Here is a 15417-nt window from a genome sequence, read left to right as displayed (position 1 = left end):
CCCGATCTCCACCCCGGGCGCGCCCGGCGCCCCGGCCGTGGCCCCCGCCCCCCCCCACCACGCGACATGTGAGCGGATCCGGGAGAACGTCCGGCTGCACGGCGTCAAGGTGGCGATGGCGTCCGGGGACGTGCGGTCCACCGCCGGTCACCTGCCCAGGCCCGACGCCGTGTTCATCGGGCCCGGCCTCATCGGCCGCGGCGGGCCGGAGACCGTCCGCGTCTGCGCCGGTCTCGAACCCGCCCGGCTCGTCGCCGTCGCCGCCGCCGGCGAGGCCCGGAAGATGCTGGACGTGCTGGCCGAGCACGGCTTCACGGCCGGCGCCGTCCGGCTTCAGGCGACCCCGCTGTACACGTCCGGGCCGCCCGCGGACCCGATGATCGTCGTCTGGGGCGCGCGGGACGCCCGGGTCCCCGGACGGCGGCCGTCCCGTGCCACCCGTCCCATCGAGACCATCCCCGCCCTTCCCGGCGAGCCGGACGAACTGGACGAACCCGGCCGAAGGGCGTAACCCCCCGTAAGCCGTGAAACCCTGATGTCCTGTCCTGGAAGCGAAGCAGGAGGCGCAGTTGACCGTCCGTCAACCCCACCCGATCGAAGTCCGGTCGTATGAGATCCTGCGGTCCCGCGTCGACCTGTCCCCGATGCCGCCGCTGTGGCGGGCCGTCACCGAGCGGGTGATCCACGCGACCGCCGACCTGGAGTACGCGGTGGACCTGGTCACCAGGGAGGAGTACCTCCGGCGGGGCTGGGCCGCGCTGCGCGACGGCGCGCCGGTCGTCACCGACGAGATGATGGTCGCCGCCGGGATCACCGCCCGGGAGACGGTCTGCCACGCCGCCGACCCGGCCGCCGCCCGGATGGCGCGCGCCGCGGGCATCACCCGGTCGGCCGCCGCGGTCCGCCTGTCGTACGCGGACGTGGGCCCGGGCGCGGTCTGGGTGGTCGGCTCCTCCCCGGAGGCGATCTTCGAGATCATCGCGCGCCGGGTGGACCCCGCGCTGGTCATCGGCGTGCCGGTGGGCTTCGTCGGCGCCTGCGAGGCCAAGGACGCGCTGCGCGCCGGCGGGCTGCCGCAGCTCAGCAACGTCTCCGAGAAGGGCGGTTCCGTGGTCGCCGCGGCGGCCGTCAACGCCCTGCTGTACCTGGACGAGGCGGGGCTCCGGTGACCGGGTCCCCCTTCGAGTCCGGGTCCCTCGGATCCGGCGAGGTCGACCTGCGCCATCACGGGGACGCGGAGGTCGGCGGCGGGCTCGCCGACTTCGCCGTGAACGTCCGGACGGGCATGCCCCCCGCGTGGCTGGCCGAGCGGATCCGGGCGTCCGTCGCGGACCTGGCCGCCTACCCCGACCCGCGCCCGGCCCGCCGGGCGGTCGCGAGGCGGCACGCCAGGTCCGCCGGCGAGGTGCTGCTGACCGCCGGCGCCGCGGAGGCGTTCGTCCTGCTCGCGCGGGTCCTCGCGCCGCGCAGGGCGGTGGTCGTGCATCCGCAGTTCACCGAGCCCGAGGCCGCGCTGAGAGCCGCCGGGCACGCCGTGGAGCGCGTGATCCTCACCAAGGACTTCACCCTCGACCCCGCCGCCGTCCCCGCCGACGCCGACCTGGTCGTGATCGGCAACCCGACCAATCCCACCTCCGTGCTGCACCCGGCGGACGCCGTCGCCGCGCTGGCCAGGCCCGGCCGGACGGTCGTGGTCGACGAGGCGTTCATGGACTGCGTCCCCGGCGAGCCGGAGTCCCTGGCCTCCCGGCTGCCCCCCGGGATCGTGGTCGTCCGCTCGCTGACCAAGACGTGGGGCCTCGCCGGGTTGCGCGCCGGGTACGTCCTGGCCGATCCCCACCTGGTGGGGCGGCTCACCGAAGCGCAGCCGCTCTGGGCCGTGTCCACGCCCGCGCTCGTCGCCGTCGAAGCGTGCTCCACGCCGGAGGCGGTCGCCGAAGCCGAAGCGTGGGCCGCCGAACTCGGCGCCGAACGCGACAGGCTCGCGGCGGAACTGAGCGCGCGTGGCCTCTACGTCGTGCCCGAGGCGCGAGCGTCGTTCCTGTGCCTGTGCGTGCCCGACGCCCTCGGGATCAGGGCCTTGCTGAGGCAGCGTGGCTACGCCGTAAGGCGAGGCGACACGTTCCCAGGGCTCGGCCCCGACTGGCTACGCATCGCCGTGCGCGACCGGTCGTCCAATGACGCCTTGCTAGAAGTGCTCGGCGAACTGGGCATCTGAGCAAGACCGCCCCCAGAAAGGACACCGTGGACCTGATCGAGCAGACCATCGCCTCCATCGCGCCGCTGGACGAGGCCGCCATGCGGGACGCCCGCGAACACCAGGCCCGTCTCACCAAGCCGCCCGGGTCGCTCGGCGTCCTGGAGGACGTGTCGGTCAGGCTCGCCGGACTGGCCGGGCAGTGCCCGCCGCCGCTGCCCGAGCCCGCCGCCGTCGCCGTCTTCGCCGCCGACCACGGCGTCCACGCCCAGGGCGTCACCCCGTGGCCGCAGGAGGTCACCGCGCAGATGGTGGCCAACTTCCTGGCGGGCGGCGCCGTGGTCAACGCGTTCGCCGCCCAGGTCGGCGCGGAGGTCAGCGTCGTCGACATCGGCGTGGCCGCCGACCTCGAACCGGCGCCCGGGCTGCTCCTCCGCAAGATCGCCCCCGGCACGGCCGACCTGACGCGCGGGCCTGCGATGACCGCCGACGAGGCCCGCCGCGCCGTGACGACCGGCATCGAGGTGGCCCGCGACCTGGCCGCCTCCGGAGTGCGGTGCCTGATCACCGGTGACATGGGCATCGCCAACACCACCGCGTCCGCCGCGCTGGTCGCCGCGTTCACCGGCCTGCCGCCCGAGCGGGTCACCGGCCGCGGCACCGGCATCGACGACGCCACCCACGCCCGCAAGGTCGAGGTCGTCCGGACGGCCCTGGACCTGCACGGCCTGCCCGCCGGGGACGACGCCGACCCCATGGAGGTCCTCGCCGCGGTCGGCGGGCTGGAGCACGCCGCGATCGCCGGGTTCGTCCTCGGCGCGGCGTCGCTGCGCGTCCCGGTCGTCCTCGACGGGGTGATCGCCGGGGCCGCCGCCCTGGTCGCCGCCGCGATGTGCCCGCGGGCCGCCGGCGCCTGCGTCGCGGGACACCGCTCGGCCGAGCCCGGCCACACCGCCGCCATCGACGCGCTGGGCCTGCGCCCGCTCGTCGACCTGGAGCTGCGGCTGGGCGAGGGGACCGGCGCGCTGCTGGCGTTGCCGCTGGTCCAGGGCGCGGTGCGGGTCCTGCACGAGGTCGCCACGTTCGATTCGGCCGGGGTCAGCGGCAAGGACGCCGGACGCCGTAACCAAAAGATCACGGAATGAGTCACGCTCGGCTATCGACTGGCCGGAGGCCCTCTCCATGCACTGGTGAACCCGAGTACCTTTGTTCGACAAAGACACGTGTCCGTCACCTGCGCCCGCAACCTGCACCGCACATCCGATCGAGAGAATCACCCACGTGCCCCCGTACCTGCTAGGCCTGCGACTCGGCGGGCGACGCGTCCTCGTCGTCGGCGGGGGGCGGGTCGCCCAGCGCCGCGTGCCCGCGCTCCTGGACGCGGGCGCCTCGGTCGTGCTGGTCTCACCGGAGGTCACCGCCTCCCTGGAGGGCCTCGCCGAGCGCGGGAGGATCACCTGGCACCGGCGCCCGTACGAGCGCGGCGACTGCGCCGGGGCCTGGCTGGTGCAGGCCGTCACCGACGATGCGAAGGTCAACGGCGACGTGGTCGCTGAGGCGGAGGCCGCGCAGATCTGGGCCGTCCGCGCCGACGACGCCGAGTCCTCGCCCGCCTGGACGCCCGCGAGCGGGCACGCGGGCGACGCGACCGTCGGCGTCCTGCTCGGCGGCGACCCGCGGCGCGCCGCGGGCATCCGCGACGCCGTGGTCGCCGGCCTGCGCGACGGCGCCCTGGAGTCGCGGCACTCCCGGCGCAAGCCCGCCGGAGTCGCCCTCGTCGGCGGCGGCCCCGGCGACCCCGGGCTGATCACGGTCCGCGGACGGCAGCTCCTCGCGATGGCCGACGTCGTCGTCACCGACCGGCTCGCCCCCGGCGGCCTGCTGGACGAGCTGGCCACCGACGTCGAGGTGATCGACGCCGCCAAGATCCCCTACGGCCGGACGGTCACGCAGGACATCATCAACGGACACCTGGTCGAGCACGCGCGCGAGGGCAGGTTCGTCGTGCGCCTCAAGGGCGGGGACCCCTTCGTGTTCGGGCGCGGCGGCGAGGAGGCCCTGTACTGCGCCCGCCACGGCGTCCCCGTCATGGTCGTTCCCGGCATCACCAGCGCGGTCGCCGTCCCGTCCGCGGCGGGCATCCCGGTCACCCACCGGGGCGTCGCGCAGGAGTTCCACGTCGTCTCGGCGCACGTCCCTCCCGGGCACGAGGCCTCGACCGTCGACTGGGAGGCGCTCGGACGCGCGAACGGCACCATCGTCCTGCTCATGGCGGTGGAGCGGATGAAGCTCATCGCATCGGCCCTCATGCGCTATGGTCGATCGTCCGACACGCCGGTCGCCGTGATCCAGGACGGCACCCTCCCCGGCCAGAGGTCCCTGACGGCGACCCTGGGCACGGTGGCCGACGCGATGGCCGCCGGTGAAGTCCGGCCGCCGGCGATCGTGGTCGTGGGCGACGTGGTGAACGTGGCACGAGAGATCGACATGATTCGAGCGGACATGGGACGGGATCCGTGACACCCCCGGCAGAGCGAAGCGCGGTCCACGACGAGGAGGCCGGCGCCGGTCCGGGACGCGGAATCGAGGACTCCGCGGTCCCCGGCGAGGACGCCGCGCCCGATGAGGAGGCGCGCGGGCAAGGTGCGCGCGAAAAGGACGAGGTGCGCGAGAAGGAGAAGCCGGAGAAGGAAACGTCCGGGAAGTCCGCCGGCGACGACGCGCGGACCGGTTCGGAGACCGGCGCCGCGGCGGACGCCAAGCCGAGGCGCGGCCGGCGGGCGGCCAAGCCCGGCGGCGGCGGGACGGTGCGCCAGGGCGAGCTGACCCGGGCGCTGACCAGCCTGCGCGAACAGCTCGGCGCCTTCGACTTCCTCCTGGACGTCCCCGGTGTCGAGGAGGCCCGCGAGGCCCGCGACGAGCTGCGCGGCCAGCTGGAGGACTACGTCCTCCCGCGCATCCACGCCGCCGGCGCACCGATGCTCGTGGTGCTCGGCGGGTCCACCGGAGCGGGCAAGTCCACGCTGGTCAACACGCTCGTCGGCGCCCGCGTGAGCGCCACCGGCGTGCTGCGCCCCACCACCAGCAGCCCCATCCTGGTGTGCCACCCCGACCATGTGCAGTGGTTCATGGAGGGGCCGATGCTGCCCGGCATGGGGCGGGTCCGCGGCCCGGCGCCCGACGCCATCGCGGGTGACCAGTTGGTCATTATAGCCAGCGACGTCCTCCCTCCCGGCCTCGCCCTGCTCGACAGCCCCGACTTCGACTCCGTCTTCGAAGACCACTACGAGTTCGCGACCAAGCTGATGGCCGCCGCCGACCTGTGGCTGTGCGTCACCACCGCCGCCCGCTACGCCGACGCCCAGGTGTGGCAGATGCTCCAGCGCGCCAAGGAGAACGGCGCCACCATCGGCGTCGTGCTGTCGCGCGTCCCGCAGGGCGCGGGGCCGCAGGGCGCCGAGATCGTCGAGCACTTCGGCGAGATGCTGGACGAGCACGAGGTCGGCGACGCGCGGCGCTTCACCATCCCCGAGACGCGCATCGAGGAGAGCCGCCTCCCCGAGGAGACCGTCGAGGACATCCGCGCCTGGCTCACCGGCGTCGCCGAGGACGCCGAGGACCGCGAGATCGTCATCAGCGACACCCTCGCCGCCGTCCTGGACAGCTTCCGCACCCGCGTCCCCGAACTGGCCCGGCAGGTCGAGGCGCAGGTCGAGCAGCGCACCGAGCTGGCCGGGGAGGTCGAGGCCGGCTACGGCACCGCCCTCGCCGAGCTGGACGAGGCCACCCGCAACGGCTCCCTGCTGCGCGGCGAGGTGCTGGCCCGCTGGCAGGACTTCGCCGGCACCGGCGACCTGCTGCGCGCCCTGCACGTCCAGCGGGGCCGCCGCGGCCGCTCCGCCGGCCGCCGCAACCGCCGCAGCCCCGCCCGCGTCCGCGCCCTCAAGGCGGCGCTGCGCAGCGGCCTCGAATCCCTGATCATGGCGTCCGCCGAGCACGGCGCCGAAGAGGTCATCGGCCGCTGGCGCGGCCACCCGTCCGGACGCCAGGTCCTCGCCGGCGCCGGCGCCGACATCGGGCACGTCTCGCCGGAGCTGTCGCGCCGCGTCACCCGCGCCGTCAGCTCCTGGCAGGACCACGTCCAGGAGCTGATCCGCACCGAGGGCGTCACCAAGCGCTCGGTGGCGAAGCTCGTCTCGTTCGACACCGAGGCGGTCTCCCTCGTCCTGATGATCGGCCTCCTCGGGTACGGCACGTCCGACGTGGCCGTCGAGGGCGGCAACAGCGCCGTCCCGCAGCGCCTGCTCAAGGCGCTGTTCGGCGCCGAGTCGCTGCGCGGCATGGGCGCCAAGGCCCGCGCCGACCTGCGCAGCCGCATCGGGATGCTGTTCGACGAGGAGGCCATCCGGTTCGGGCAGGTGCTCGATTCCGCCGGCATCCCCGACGAGACCGTCCCCGTCCAGCTGTACCAGGCCACCTACAACCTCGAGGTCGCCCGATGACAACCTCGGCCCTCCCCGCGAACTCGCCGACCGGAACCGGCGGGTTCCCGATCGCCGCCCCGGACGTGAACGGCGCCGGCGAACCCGCCGGCCCGCCCGGTCTGACCGACCGGCTCAACGGGCTCGACCGGCTCGTCCACGCGGGCATCGGCCGGCTCGACCAGCCCGTCCTGGACGACGCCGCCGAACTGCTGAACCGTGCCGGGCAGCGGCTGCGGCTGTCCGGCGAGCACACCGTCGTCACCCTCGCCGGCGGCACCGGCAGCGGCAAGTCGTCCCTGTTCAACGCCATCTGCGGGCTCGAACTGTCGCCGACCGGGATGCGCCGCCCCATGACGTCCCAGGCCCACGCGTGCGTCTGGGGGCTGGACGGCGCGGGCCCCCTGCTCGACTGGCTGGACGTCGACAAGCGGCACCGCTACGCCCGCGCCAGCGCCCTCGACATGGAGCGCGCCGACAGCTCCCTGCAGGGCCTCGTCCTCATCGACCTGCCCGACCACGACTCCATCCAGGCGATGCACCGCGCCGAGGTCGACCGGTTCGTCACCATCGCCGACCTGCTCGTCTGGGTCGTCGACCCGCAGAAGTACGCCGACGCGGCCCTGCACCGCAACTACATCGTCCCGTTCGCCCGGCACACCGGCGTCACCCTCATCGTCCTCAACCAGGTCGACCGGCTCACCCCGCACGAGATCGACGACTGCGTCGCCGACCTGCGCCGGCTGCTGGAGGCCGAGGGCCTCGCCGACCCGCGGATCGTGACCACCTCCGCGGTCGCCGAGGACGGCACCTACGGCTTCCGCGACGTCCTCGTCGACACCGTCGCCGCCCGCCGCGCCCGCACCGAGCGGCTGTCCGCCGACGTCGACAGGGTCGCCGAGCGGTTCACCGACTACCGCTTCACCGCGGAGCCGCCCACCACCGTCGACGACGGCCGCCGCGCCGACCTCGTCCAGGCCTTCACCGACGCCGCCGGCGCGCCCGCGGTCGCCGAGGCCATGGAGAGCGCCTACGAACTGCGCGCCTCCGACTTCGTCGGCTGGCCCGTCGCCGCCATCGTCGCGCGGCTGCGCTCCGACCCGCTGCGCCGGATGCGGCTCACCGAACTGCGCGAGGAACTCCGCAACGCCTTCACCGGCCCGATCGGCGCCCAGCAGGGCGATGTGGACAACGCGCTCCAGGGCGTCACCGAGGGCCTGTCCCAGGAGCTGCCCACCCACTGGGGACGCTCCGTCCGCAACGCCGCCCGCGCGCACGCCACCGAGATCCCCGAGGCCCTCGGCGAATCGCTCAAGAACGCCCTGCCCACGTTCAACGTGGTGCCCCGCTGGTGGTGGCTGGTCAAGACCTGGCAGTACTTCCTCGTCCTGGTCGCCGCCCTCAGCATCGTGTGGATCGGCTTCCTCGTCGCCTACGGCCTGCTCGGCCTCGGCGGCGACAACCCGGGCCTCATCGGAGAGGCCGGCCTCATCCCGTACGTCGCGGTCCTCGTCGTGTGCACGCTCGGCATGGGCTGGCTGACCGCGTCCGCCTGCCGCAACCTGGTGGCCCTGTCGTCCGCCAAGCACGGCGACAAGATGGAGCACCACATGCGGATGGGCATCGAGCGCGTCGCGTACGAGAAGGTGATCGAGCCCGTCGAGGACGACCTGCAGGTCTACGCCCGCTTCCGCGAGAACGTGGACGTGGCCCTCGGCCGCGGCTGACGGGTTATCCACAATTTCGCAGCCGCCCTCGCGCCCGCGCCCGCTGCGCGACCGTTGACCCGTACGCGGAACAGACCCGTACTCGACGACGGAGGACGCAGTGAACGAGGCGCACATCACCATCACCGGCTGGGTCGCCGCCGAGCCCCGCTACGCCATGACGGCCAACGGAACCCCGTTCCTCTCATTGCGGGTCGGCTGCACGCCCCGCCGCTACGACCGCCAGACCGGCCAATGGCAGGACGTGGAGACGCTGTTCCTGACCGTCAACTGCTGGCGGAGCCTCGCCGACAACGTCAACGCGTCCGAGTTCCCGCGCGGCACCCCGGTCCTGGTCACGGGCCGCCTGCGCATCCGCCAGTACGAGCGCGACGGCCAGTGGCGGTTCTCCGCCGAGATCGAGGCCACCACCCTCGGCCCCGACCTGCTGCGCGGCACCGCCGACTTTCGCCCCGTCCAGCGCGGCGGCCCCCTCAGCGAAGAGGACCGCCAACTGGCCCGCGACGCCGCCGACGAATGGGCCCTGGCCGCGCCCGCAGAAGAAGAAAAGGAACCCAAGGCCGCCTGACGGGCTCAAACTCGGGAACCACCGGCCGGCTCGGTCAGCGGGTTCACGCCCCGGCGCCGGCCAAGCCCCCCGACCCCGTGGGCGTGGCCTGCGTTCAGCCCCCACCCGCCAGTTCCGGGGTTACGGGATCGGGGGGCGTGGTCGGCGTTCAGGCCCGGCACGGGGTTCCGGGGGGAGCGGGGGCGTGCCGGCAATGGCGTCGCTGCCGGTCGGCGCCCCCGCACCGTCGGGGTCTTCTGCGGCGTCAGATCCAGGAAATGCCGCGCATGGTCGTATCCCCCTCAGGATGTGCCGGGACCGCGAATCCGCGGACCCTGATGCCGGTGGGCCGAACGGCCACCCGCATGTGCGTTCCCGAACGTACCTGTTTCACGCCCCATCCGCACACGTTGCAACTATCGTGTTACAGAAGGTGATGCACGTAAGGGGGAAGGATGACGGCAGTGCAGTCGTCCGCCGAGGACCGCGGTGGGGAGCTGGCCCGCCGGCCCAGGCGACGGGCTCTACTGGGGCGTCCGTCCCTGCTCGTGATCTATGTGCCGGTGGTCGTGGCCGTCCACCTGGGGCTCACCGTCGCGGGCCTGTTCGAGACGCCGTTCCTGGGCGGCGACGCGGCGACGTTCGCGGCCCTGCTGGCGTGCGGGGCGGTGTGCATCGAGGCGTCGCGGCGGCTCGGGATGCCGGCCGGGATCGCGCGAGACCTGCTGTCGGCGTGGTGGCTGCCGGTCGCGCTGCTGCTGCCCCCGGTGTACTCGCTGCTGATGCCGATACCGCTGCAGGCCTTGCTCCAGTTCCGGGTGCGCCGCACGCTGATCTACCGGCGGGCGCTGGTCTCCGCAGCGTTCGGCATCGCCGGGGCGTGCGCGTCCCTGGTGTTCCACCAGGTGGTGCCCGAGCCACTGGAGGGGCCCCCGGAGTGGATCGTCCAGGCGTACCCGGGCATCCCGGCCGCCGTGGGGTGCGCGGCGCTCTTCACCGTGGTGAACACCGCGATCGTGGCCGTCGCGGCGCACGCGGCGAACCCGGAGAGCCGCTGGCGGGACGTCCTGTGGACGCGGGAGAGCCTGCTCCTGGACGTGGTGGAGTTGTGCGTGGGAACCATCGTGGCGATCACGAGCGCGCTGTCGCTGGGGCTCCTTCTTCTGGCGCTGCCACCGGTGATGCTCCTGCAGCGCAGCCTGATGCACCAGCAGTTGCAGGCGGCGGCGCGGACGGACGCCAAGACGGGGCTGCTCAACGCGGCGGCCTGGCAGCGGGAGGCCGACACCGAACTGTCCCGGGCGCAGCGCACGCATGACGCCGTGGCGCTGCTGCTGATCGACATCGACCACTTCAAGCGGGTCAACGACACCCACGGGCACCTGATGGGCGACCAGGTGCTGGTGGGCGTGGCCAGCACGCTGTGCCACCAGTTGCGCGACTACGACGTGGTGGGCAGGTTCGGCGGCGAGGAGTTCGTGGTGCTCCTGCCGGGCGCCGACACCGTCGAGGCGTGCCGGGTCGCCGAGCGCCTGCGCGGCCGCGTCCGACGGCTCGCGGTCCCCGCCGAGGAGGGCACGGTGACGGTCACGGTGTCGGTGGGCGTCGCGCTGTTCCGCACGCACGGCCAGGATCTCCTGGAACTCCTGGCGGCCGCCGACCTGGCCCTCTACCGGGCCAAGTCCTCCGGCCGCGACCGCGTCTGCCTCCCCGCGGTGGAGGGCCCCAAGCCGTCCGGCGGCTGAAACGGCGCCCGCCGAAGATCGGCTGCCATGAACACCCCTCGAGACCCTCTAGGCTGGACGATATGGCCGAGTACATCTACACGATGCAGCGTGTGCGCAAGGCACATGGCGACAAGGTCGTCCTGGACGACGTCACCCTGCACTTCCTTCCAGGCGCCAAGATCGGCGTCCTGGGGCCGAACGGCACCGGTAAGTCGACGCTGCTGCGCATGATGGCCGGTCTGGAGCAACCGTCCAACGGCGACGCGCGTCTCATGCCCGGGTTCACCGTCGGCATGCTGCAGCAGGAGCCTCCGCTGAACGAGGAGAAGACCGTCCTCGGGAACGTGGAGGAGGGCGTCGCCGAGACCAAGGCGATGCTCGACCGGTTCAACGAGATCGCCGAGAAGATGGCGACGGACTACTCCGACGAGCTGATGGAGGAGATGGGCAAGCTCCAGGACAAGCTCGACCACCGCAACGCGTGGGATCTCGACAGCCAGCTTGAGCAGGCGATGGACGCGCTGCGCTGCCCGCCGGGGGACGCCGAGGTGGCGACCCTGTCGGGTGGTGAGCGCCGCCGCGTCGCGCTGTGCAAGCTCCTGCTCGAAGCCCCCGACCTGCTGCTGCTGGACGAGCCGACCAACCACCTGGACGCGGAGAGCGTGCAGTGGCTGGAGCAGTTCCTCGCCAAGTACGAGGGCACCGTCCTGGCCGTCACCCACGACCGGTACTTCCTCGACAACGTGGCCACCTGGATCCTGGAGCTGGACCGGGGCCGCTGCTATCCGTACGAGGGCAACTACTCCGTCTACCTGGAGAAGAAGGCCGACCGGCTGAAGGTCGAGGGCAACAAGGACGCCAAGCGCAAGAAGCGCCTCGAGGACGAGCTGGAGTGGGTCCGGTCGAACCCGAAGGCGCGGCAGACCAAGAGCAAGGCGCGTCTGGAGCGGTACGAGGAGATGGCCGCCGAGGCCGCCAAGTTCCGCAAGCTGGACTTCGAGGAGATCCAGATCCCGCCGGGTCCCCGGCTGGGCACCACGGTGATCGTCGCCGACAAGCTGACGAAGGGCTTCGACGACCGGGTGCTGATGGACGACCTGTCGTTCAACCTGCCCCCGAACGGCATCGTCGGCGTCATCGGCCCGAACGGCGTCGGCAAGACCACCCTGTTCCGCATGATCGTGGGCGAGGAGCAGCCGGACGCGGGTGAGCTGCGGGTCGGCGACACGGTCAAGGTCTCCTATGTCGACCAGGGCCGCGGCGGCATCGATCCGAAGAAGACGGTGTGGCAGGTCGTGTCCGACGGCCTCGACCACATCAACGTCGGGCAGGTCGAGATGCCGTCCCGCGCCTATGTCGCGGCGTTCGGGTTCAAGGGCCCCGACCAGCAGAAGCCGGCGGGCGTCCTGTCCGGCGGCGAGCGCAACCGCCTCAACCTGGCGCTGACGCTCAAGCTGGGCGGCAACGTCCTGCTGCTGGACGAGCCGACGAACGACCTGGACACCGAGACGCTGTCCAGTCTGGAGAACGCCCTCCTGGAGTTCCCCGGCTGCGCCGTGATCACCTCGCACGACCGGTGGTTCCTGGACCGCATCGCCACGCACATCCTCGCGTGGGAAGAGGGCTCGAACTGGTTCTGGTTCGAGGGCAACTTCGCCGACTACGAGAAGAACAAGATCGAGCGGCTGGGCGCCGACGCCGCCCGCCCGCACCGGGTGACGCACCGCAAGCTCACCCGCTGAACGATGTTCCGGACGGCCGCGCGGTCATCGACCGACCGCGCGGCCGTTCGCGTTCCTGCTCGCATTCAGTGATACAAGGCGTGCATCGAACGATGCGTATTTCGTGTTGGACAGGTATCGATTCCGTCTCCTATCGTCCGGGTTGACCCCACCCGCCTGACCGAGGAGGACGGACGATGGCGCAGCTCACCGGACACATGGTGATCGGCTTCGAGCGCGTCGCCGGGACGGGCGCGGCGATCAGCGCCGTGGATCCCCGCACCGGTGAACGTCTCGACCCCGAGTACCGCTACGGCGGGGAGGCCGAGGTGGACCGGGCCTGCGCCCTGGCCGACGAGGCGTTCGACGTCTACCGCGCGACGTCGCCCGAGCGCCGCGCGGCGCTCCTCGAAGCGATCGCGGGCAGACTGGACGATCTCACCGACGATCTCGTCGGGCGTGCCGCGTCCGAGACGGGGCTGCCCGTGCCCCGCGTGACCGGCGAGGTCGCCCGCACCACCGGCCAGCTCCGGCTCTTCGCCGCCGACCTCCGCGCCGCCGGTGAGCCGTTCGTGAGCGTTGATCCCGCCGGTGACGGCGGGCCGGAGATCCGGCAGGGGAGGGTGCCGCTGGGGCCGGTGGCGGTGTTCGGGGCGAGCAACTTCCCGCTGGCGTTCTCGGTCGCGGGCGGGGACACGGCGTCGGCGCTGGCGGCGGGCTGCCCCGTGATCGTGAAGGCGCATGACGCCCACCCCGGGACGTGCGAGCTGGTCGGACTGGCCGTGTCCGAGGCCGTCCGGGAGGCGGGTCTCCCCGAGGGCGTGTTCTCGATGCTCTACGGGGACGGTCCGACGCTCGGCATCGCGCTCGTCACGGACCCGCGCGTCCAGGGGGTCGGGTTCACCGGGTCGCGGGCGGCGGGCCTGGCGGTCGCGAAGGCGGCGGCGGGCCGGCCCCGCCCGATCCCGGTGTACGCGGAGATGAGCAGCGTCAACCCGGTGTTCCTGCTGCCGGAGGCCCTCGCGGCGAGCGGCGGCGAGCTGGCCGACGCGTTCGTCGGTTCGGTGACGCTCGGCGCGGGGCAGTTCTGCACGAATCCCGGGCTGGTCTTCGCGGTCAGGGGCCCGGCGCTGGACGCGTTCCTGGACGCCGCCGCGAAGGCGATCTCCAGCGACCCGGGCGCGCCCATGCTGACCCCGGGCATCGCACGCGCCTACGCCGACGGTGTGGCGCGGCTCGAACGGCACCCGGACGTGGAGATCCTCGCCCGTGGACGGGAGCCCGAAGCGGCCGTCGGGGGCGCGGCGGCGCTCGCCGCGGTCGACGCCGAGCATTTCGGCCCCGACCTCCAGGAAGAGGTTTTCGGTGCGTGCTCGCTGGTCGTGCGGTGCGCGGACCTCGACCAGGTCCGGGAGCTGGCGCGCGGCCTGGAGGGGCAGCTGACCGCGACGGTCCACGCCGGCCCCGGCGACCGGGAGGCGGCGGCGCGGCTGCTGCCCGTCCTGGAGCGCCTGGCCGGGCGGATTGTGTGGGACGGCTGGCCGACCGGGGTGAGAGTCGGGCATGCGATGGTCCATGGCGGGCCGTTCCCGGCGACGTCCGACTCGCGGACGACGTCCGTGGGGAGCCTCGCCGTCGAGCGGTTCCAGCGGCCGATCGCCTACCAGGGGGCCCGGCGATGAGCACGCCGGTCGTCACCGGGATGCGCGTCGTGCCCGTCGCGGGACACGACAGCATGCTGCTCAACCTGGGCGGCGCGCACGGCCCGTTCTTCACCCGGAACCTGGTCCTGCTCACCGACTCTTCCGGAAGCATCGGCGTCGGCGAGGTTCCGGGCGGCGAGGGCATCCGGCGGACGCTGGAGGACGCCCGCGACCTGGTCGTCGGCGAGCCCATCGGACGGTCCGACGCGATCCTGAACGCCGTCCGCGCCGCGTTCGGCCACCTGGACGCCGGCGGACGCGGGCCGCTGACGCACGACACCAGGATCACCGTCCACGCGCTGACCGCGATCGAGTCGGCGCTGCTGGACCTGACGGGGCGGTTCCTCGGCGTCCCGGTGGCCGCGCTGCTCGGCGACGGCGTCCAGCGGCAGGCGATCCCGATGCTCGGCTACCTGTTCTACATCGGCGACCGCCGCAGGACCGGCCTTCCGTACGAGGCGCCGCCGGAGGGCGCGGACGGCTGGTTCCGCGTCCGGCGCGAGGAGACCATGACGCCGGACGCGATCGTCCGGCAGGCGGAGGCGGCGCAGGAGCAATACGGGTTCGCCGATTTCAAGCTCAAGGGCGGCGTGCTCAGGGGCGACGAGGAGGCCGACGCCGTGCGGGCGCTCGCCGAACGCTTCCCGGACGCCCGGATCAACCTCGACCCCAACGGCGCGTGGTCGCTGGACGAGGCCGTCCGGCTGGGCAACGAGCTCAAGGGCGTCCTCGCCTACGCCGAGGACCCGTGCGGCGCCGAGCTCGGCTACTCGGGACGCGAGACGATGGCGGAGTTCCGCCGCGCCACCGGCCTGCGCACCGCCACCAACATGATCGCGATCGACTGGCGGCAGCTGGGCCACGCGATCCGGCTGGACGCCGTGGACATCCCGCTCGCCGACCCGCACTTCTGGACGATGCGCGGCTCGGTTCGGGTGGCCCAGCTGTGCCAGGCATGGGGGCTGACCTGGGGCTCGCACTCCAACAACCATTTCGATGTGTCGCTGGCGATGTTCACCCACGTCGCCGCGGCAGCGCCGGGTGAGATCACCGCGATCGACACGCACTGGATCTGGCAGGACGGCCAGCGCCTCACCCAGGACCCGCCGCGCATCGTGGACGGGCGGATCGCGCTGCCCGAGGCGCCCGGCCTGGGCATCGACGTCGACGAGGAGCGGGTCGAGGCCGCGCACCGGCTCTACGTCGAGCACGGCCTGGGCGACCGCGACGACGCCGCCGCGATGGAGTACCTGGTCCCCGGCTGGACGTTCGACCCGAAACGCCCCTGCCTCGTCCGCGGCTGACGGGACCGCC

At 73.1% G+C, this 15417-nt stretch carries 11 protein-coding genes and 1 pseudogene; all 12 read left to right on the top strand.

What is annotated here, in order from left to right:
• Nucleotides 1–511: pseudogene (locus AB0C35_RS27905) on the top strand (hypothetical protein); the annotation flags it as partial.
• 58 nt (nucleotides 512–569) lie between these two features.
• On the top strand, nucleotides 570–1169 hold the full coding sequence (locus AB0C35_RS27900) for a precorrin-8X methylmutase (RefSeq protein ID WP_358461754.1): 600 nt from the start codon (nucleotides 570–572) through the stop codon (nucleotides 1167–1169).
• Nucleotides 1166–2218, top strand: coding sequence for an Rv2231c family pyridoxal phosphate-dependent protein CobC (gene cobC, locus AB0C35_RS27895; RefSeq protein WP_358461751.1), 1053 nt, complete (start codon nucleotides 1166–1168; stop codon nucleotides 2216–2218). The genes AB0C35_RS27900 and cobC overlap by 4 nt, the downstream gene beginning before the upstream one ends.
• Before the next feature lie 26 nt (nucleotides 2219–2244).
• On the top strand, nucleotides 2245–3342 hold the full coding sequence (gene cobT / locus AB0C35_RS27890; RefSeq protein ID WP_358461748.1) for a nicotinate-nucleotide--dimethylbenzimidazole phosphoribosyltransferase: 1098 nt from the start codon (nucleotides 2245–2247) through the stop codon (nucleotides 3340–3342).
• Nucleotides 3343–3478: 136 nt separating this feature from the next.
• On the top strand, nucleotides 3479–4717 hold the full coding sequence (cobA, locus tag AB0C35_RS27885; protein ID WP_358461745.1) for a uroporphyrinogen-III C-methyltransferase: 1239 nt from the start codon (nucleotides 3479–3481) through the stop codon (nucleotides 4715–4717).
• Nucleotides 4714–6699 carry an AAA family ATPase gene (locus AB0C35_RS27880; protein WP_358461742.1) on the top strand — a complete coding sequence of 662 codons (1986 nt, stop codon included), beginning with the start codon at nucleotides 4714–4716 and terminating at the stop codon, nucleotides 6697–6699. Before cobA ends, AB0C35_RS27880 begins: the two co-directional genes overlap by 4 nt.
• The gene (locus AB0C35_RS27875; protein WP_358461739.1) at nucleotides 6696–8405 is read left to right on the top strand and encodes an ABC transporter; all 1710 of its coding nucleotides are present in this window, start codon (nucleotides 6696–6698) and stop codon (nucleotides 8403–8405) included. The genes AB0C35_RS27880 and AB0C35_RS27875 overlap by 4 nt, the downstream gene beginning before the upstream one ends.
• 100 nt (nucleotides 8406–8505) lie before the next feature.
• A complete protein-coding gene (locus AB0C35_RS27870; RefSeq protein ID WP_358461736.1) occupies nucleotides 8506–8973 on the top strand; it encodes a single-stranded DNA-binding protein in 468 nt (155 codons plus the stop codon).
• Nucleotides 8974–9407: 434 nt separating this feature from the next.
• Complete coding sequence (locus AB0C35_RS27865; RefSeq protein WP_358461733.1) at nucleotides 9408–10697, top strand: GGDEF domain-containing protein; 1290 nt, start codon at nucleotides 9408–9410, stop codon at nucleotides 10695–10697.
• 62 nt (nucleotides 10698–10759) lie between these two features.
• Nucleotides 10760–12421, top strand: a complete 1662-nt coding sequence (gene ettA / locus AB0C35_RS27860) for an energy-dependent translational throttle protein EttA (RefSeq protein WP_358461730.1) — start codon at nucleotides 10760–10762, stop codon at nucleotides 12419–12421.
• Between the two features lie 176 nt (nucleotides 12422–12597).
• Nucleotides 12598–14082, top strand: a complete 1485-nt coding sequence (locus AB0C35_RS27855; RefSeq protein WP_358461727.1) for an aldehyde dehydrogenase (NADP(+)) — start codon at nucleotides 12598–12600, stop codon at nucleotides 14080–14082.
• Nucleotides 14079–15407: an enolase C-terminal domain-like protein gene (locus AB0C35_RS27850; RefSeq protein WP_358461724.1), complete on the top strand. Its 1329-nt coding sequence runs from the start codon at nucleotides 14079–14081 to the stop codon at nucleotides 15405–15407. The genes AB0C35_RS27855 and AB0C35_RS27850 overlap by 4 nt, the downstream gene beginning before the upstream one ends.
• Nucleotides 15408–15417: the final 10 nt, after the last annotated feature.

The sequence above is a fragment of the Spirillospora sp. NPDC048819 genome (genome assembly GCF_040650055.1).
GTDB lineage: Bacteria > Actinomycetota > Actinomycetes > Streptosporangiales > Streptosporangiaceae > Spirillospora.
The sequence above is the reverse complement of the archived record's forward strand: the minus strand, read 5'-3'. Positions and strand labels throughout refer to the sequence as shown.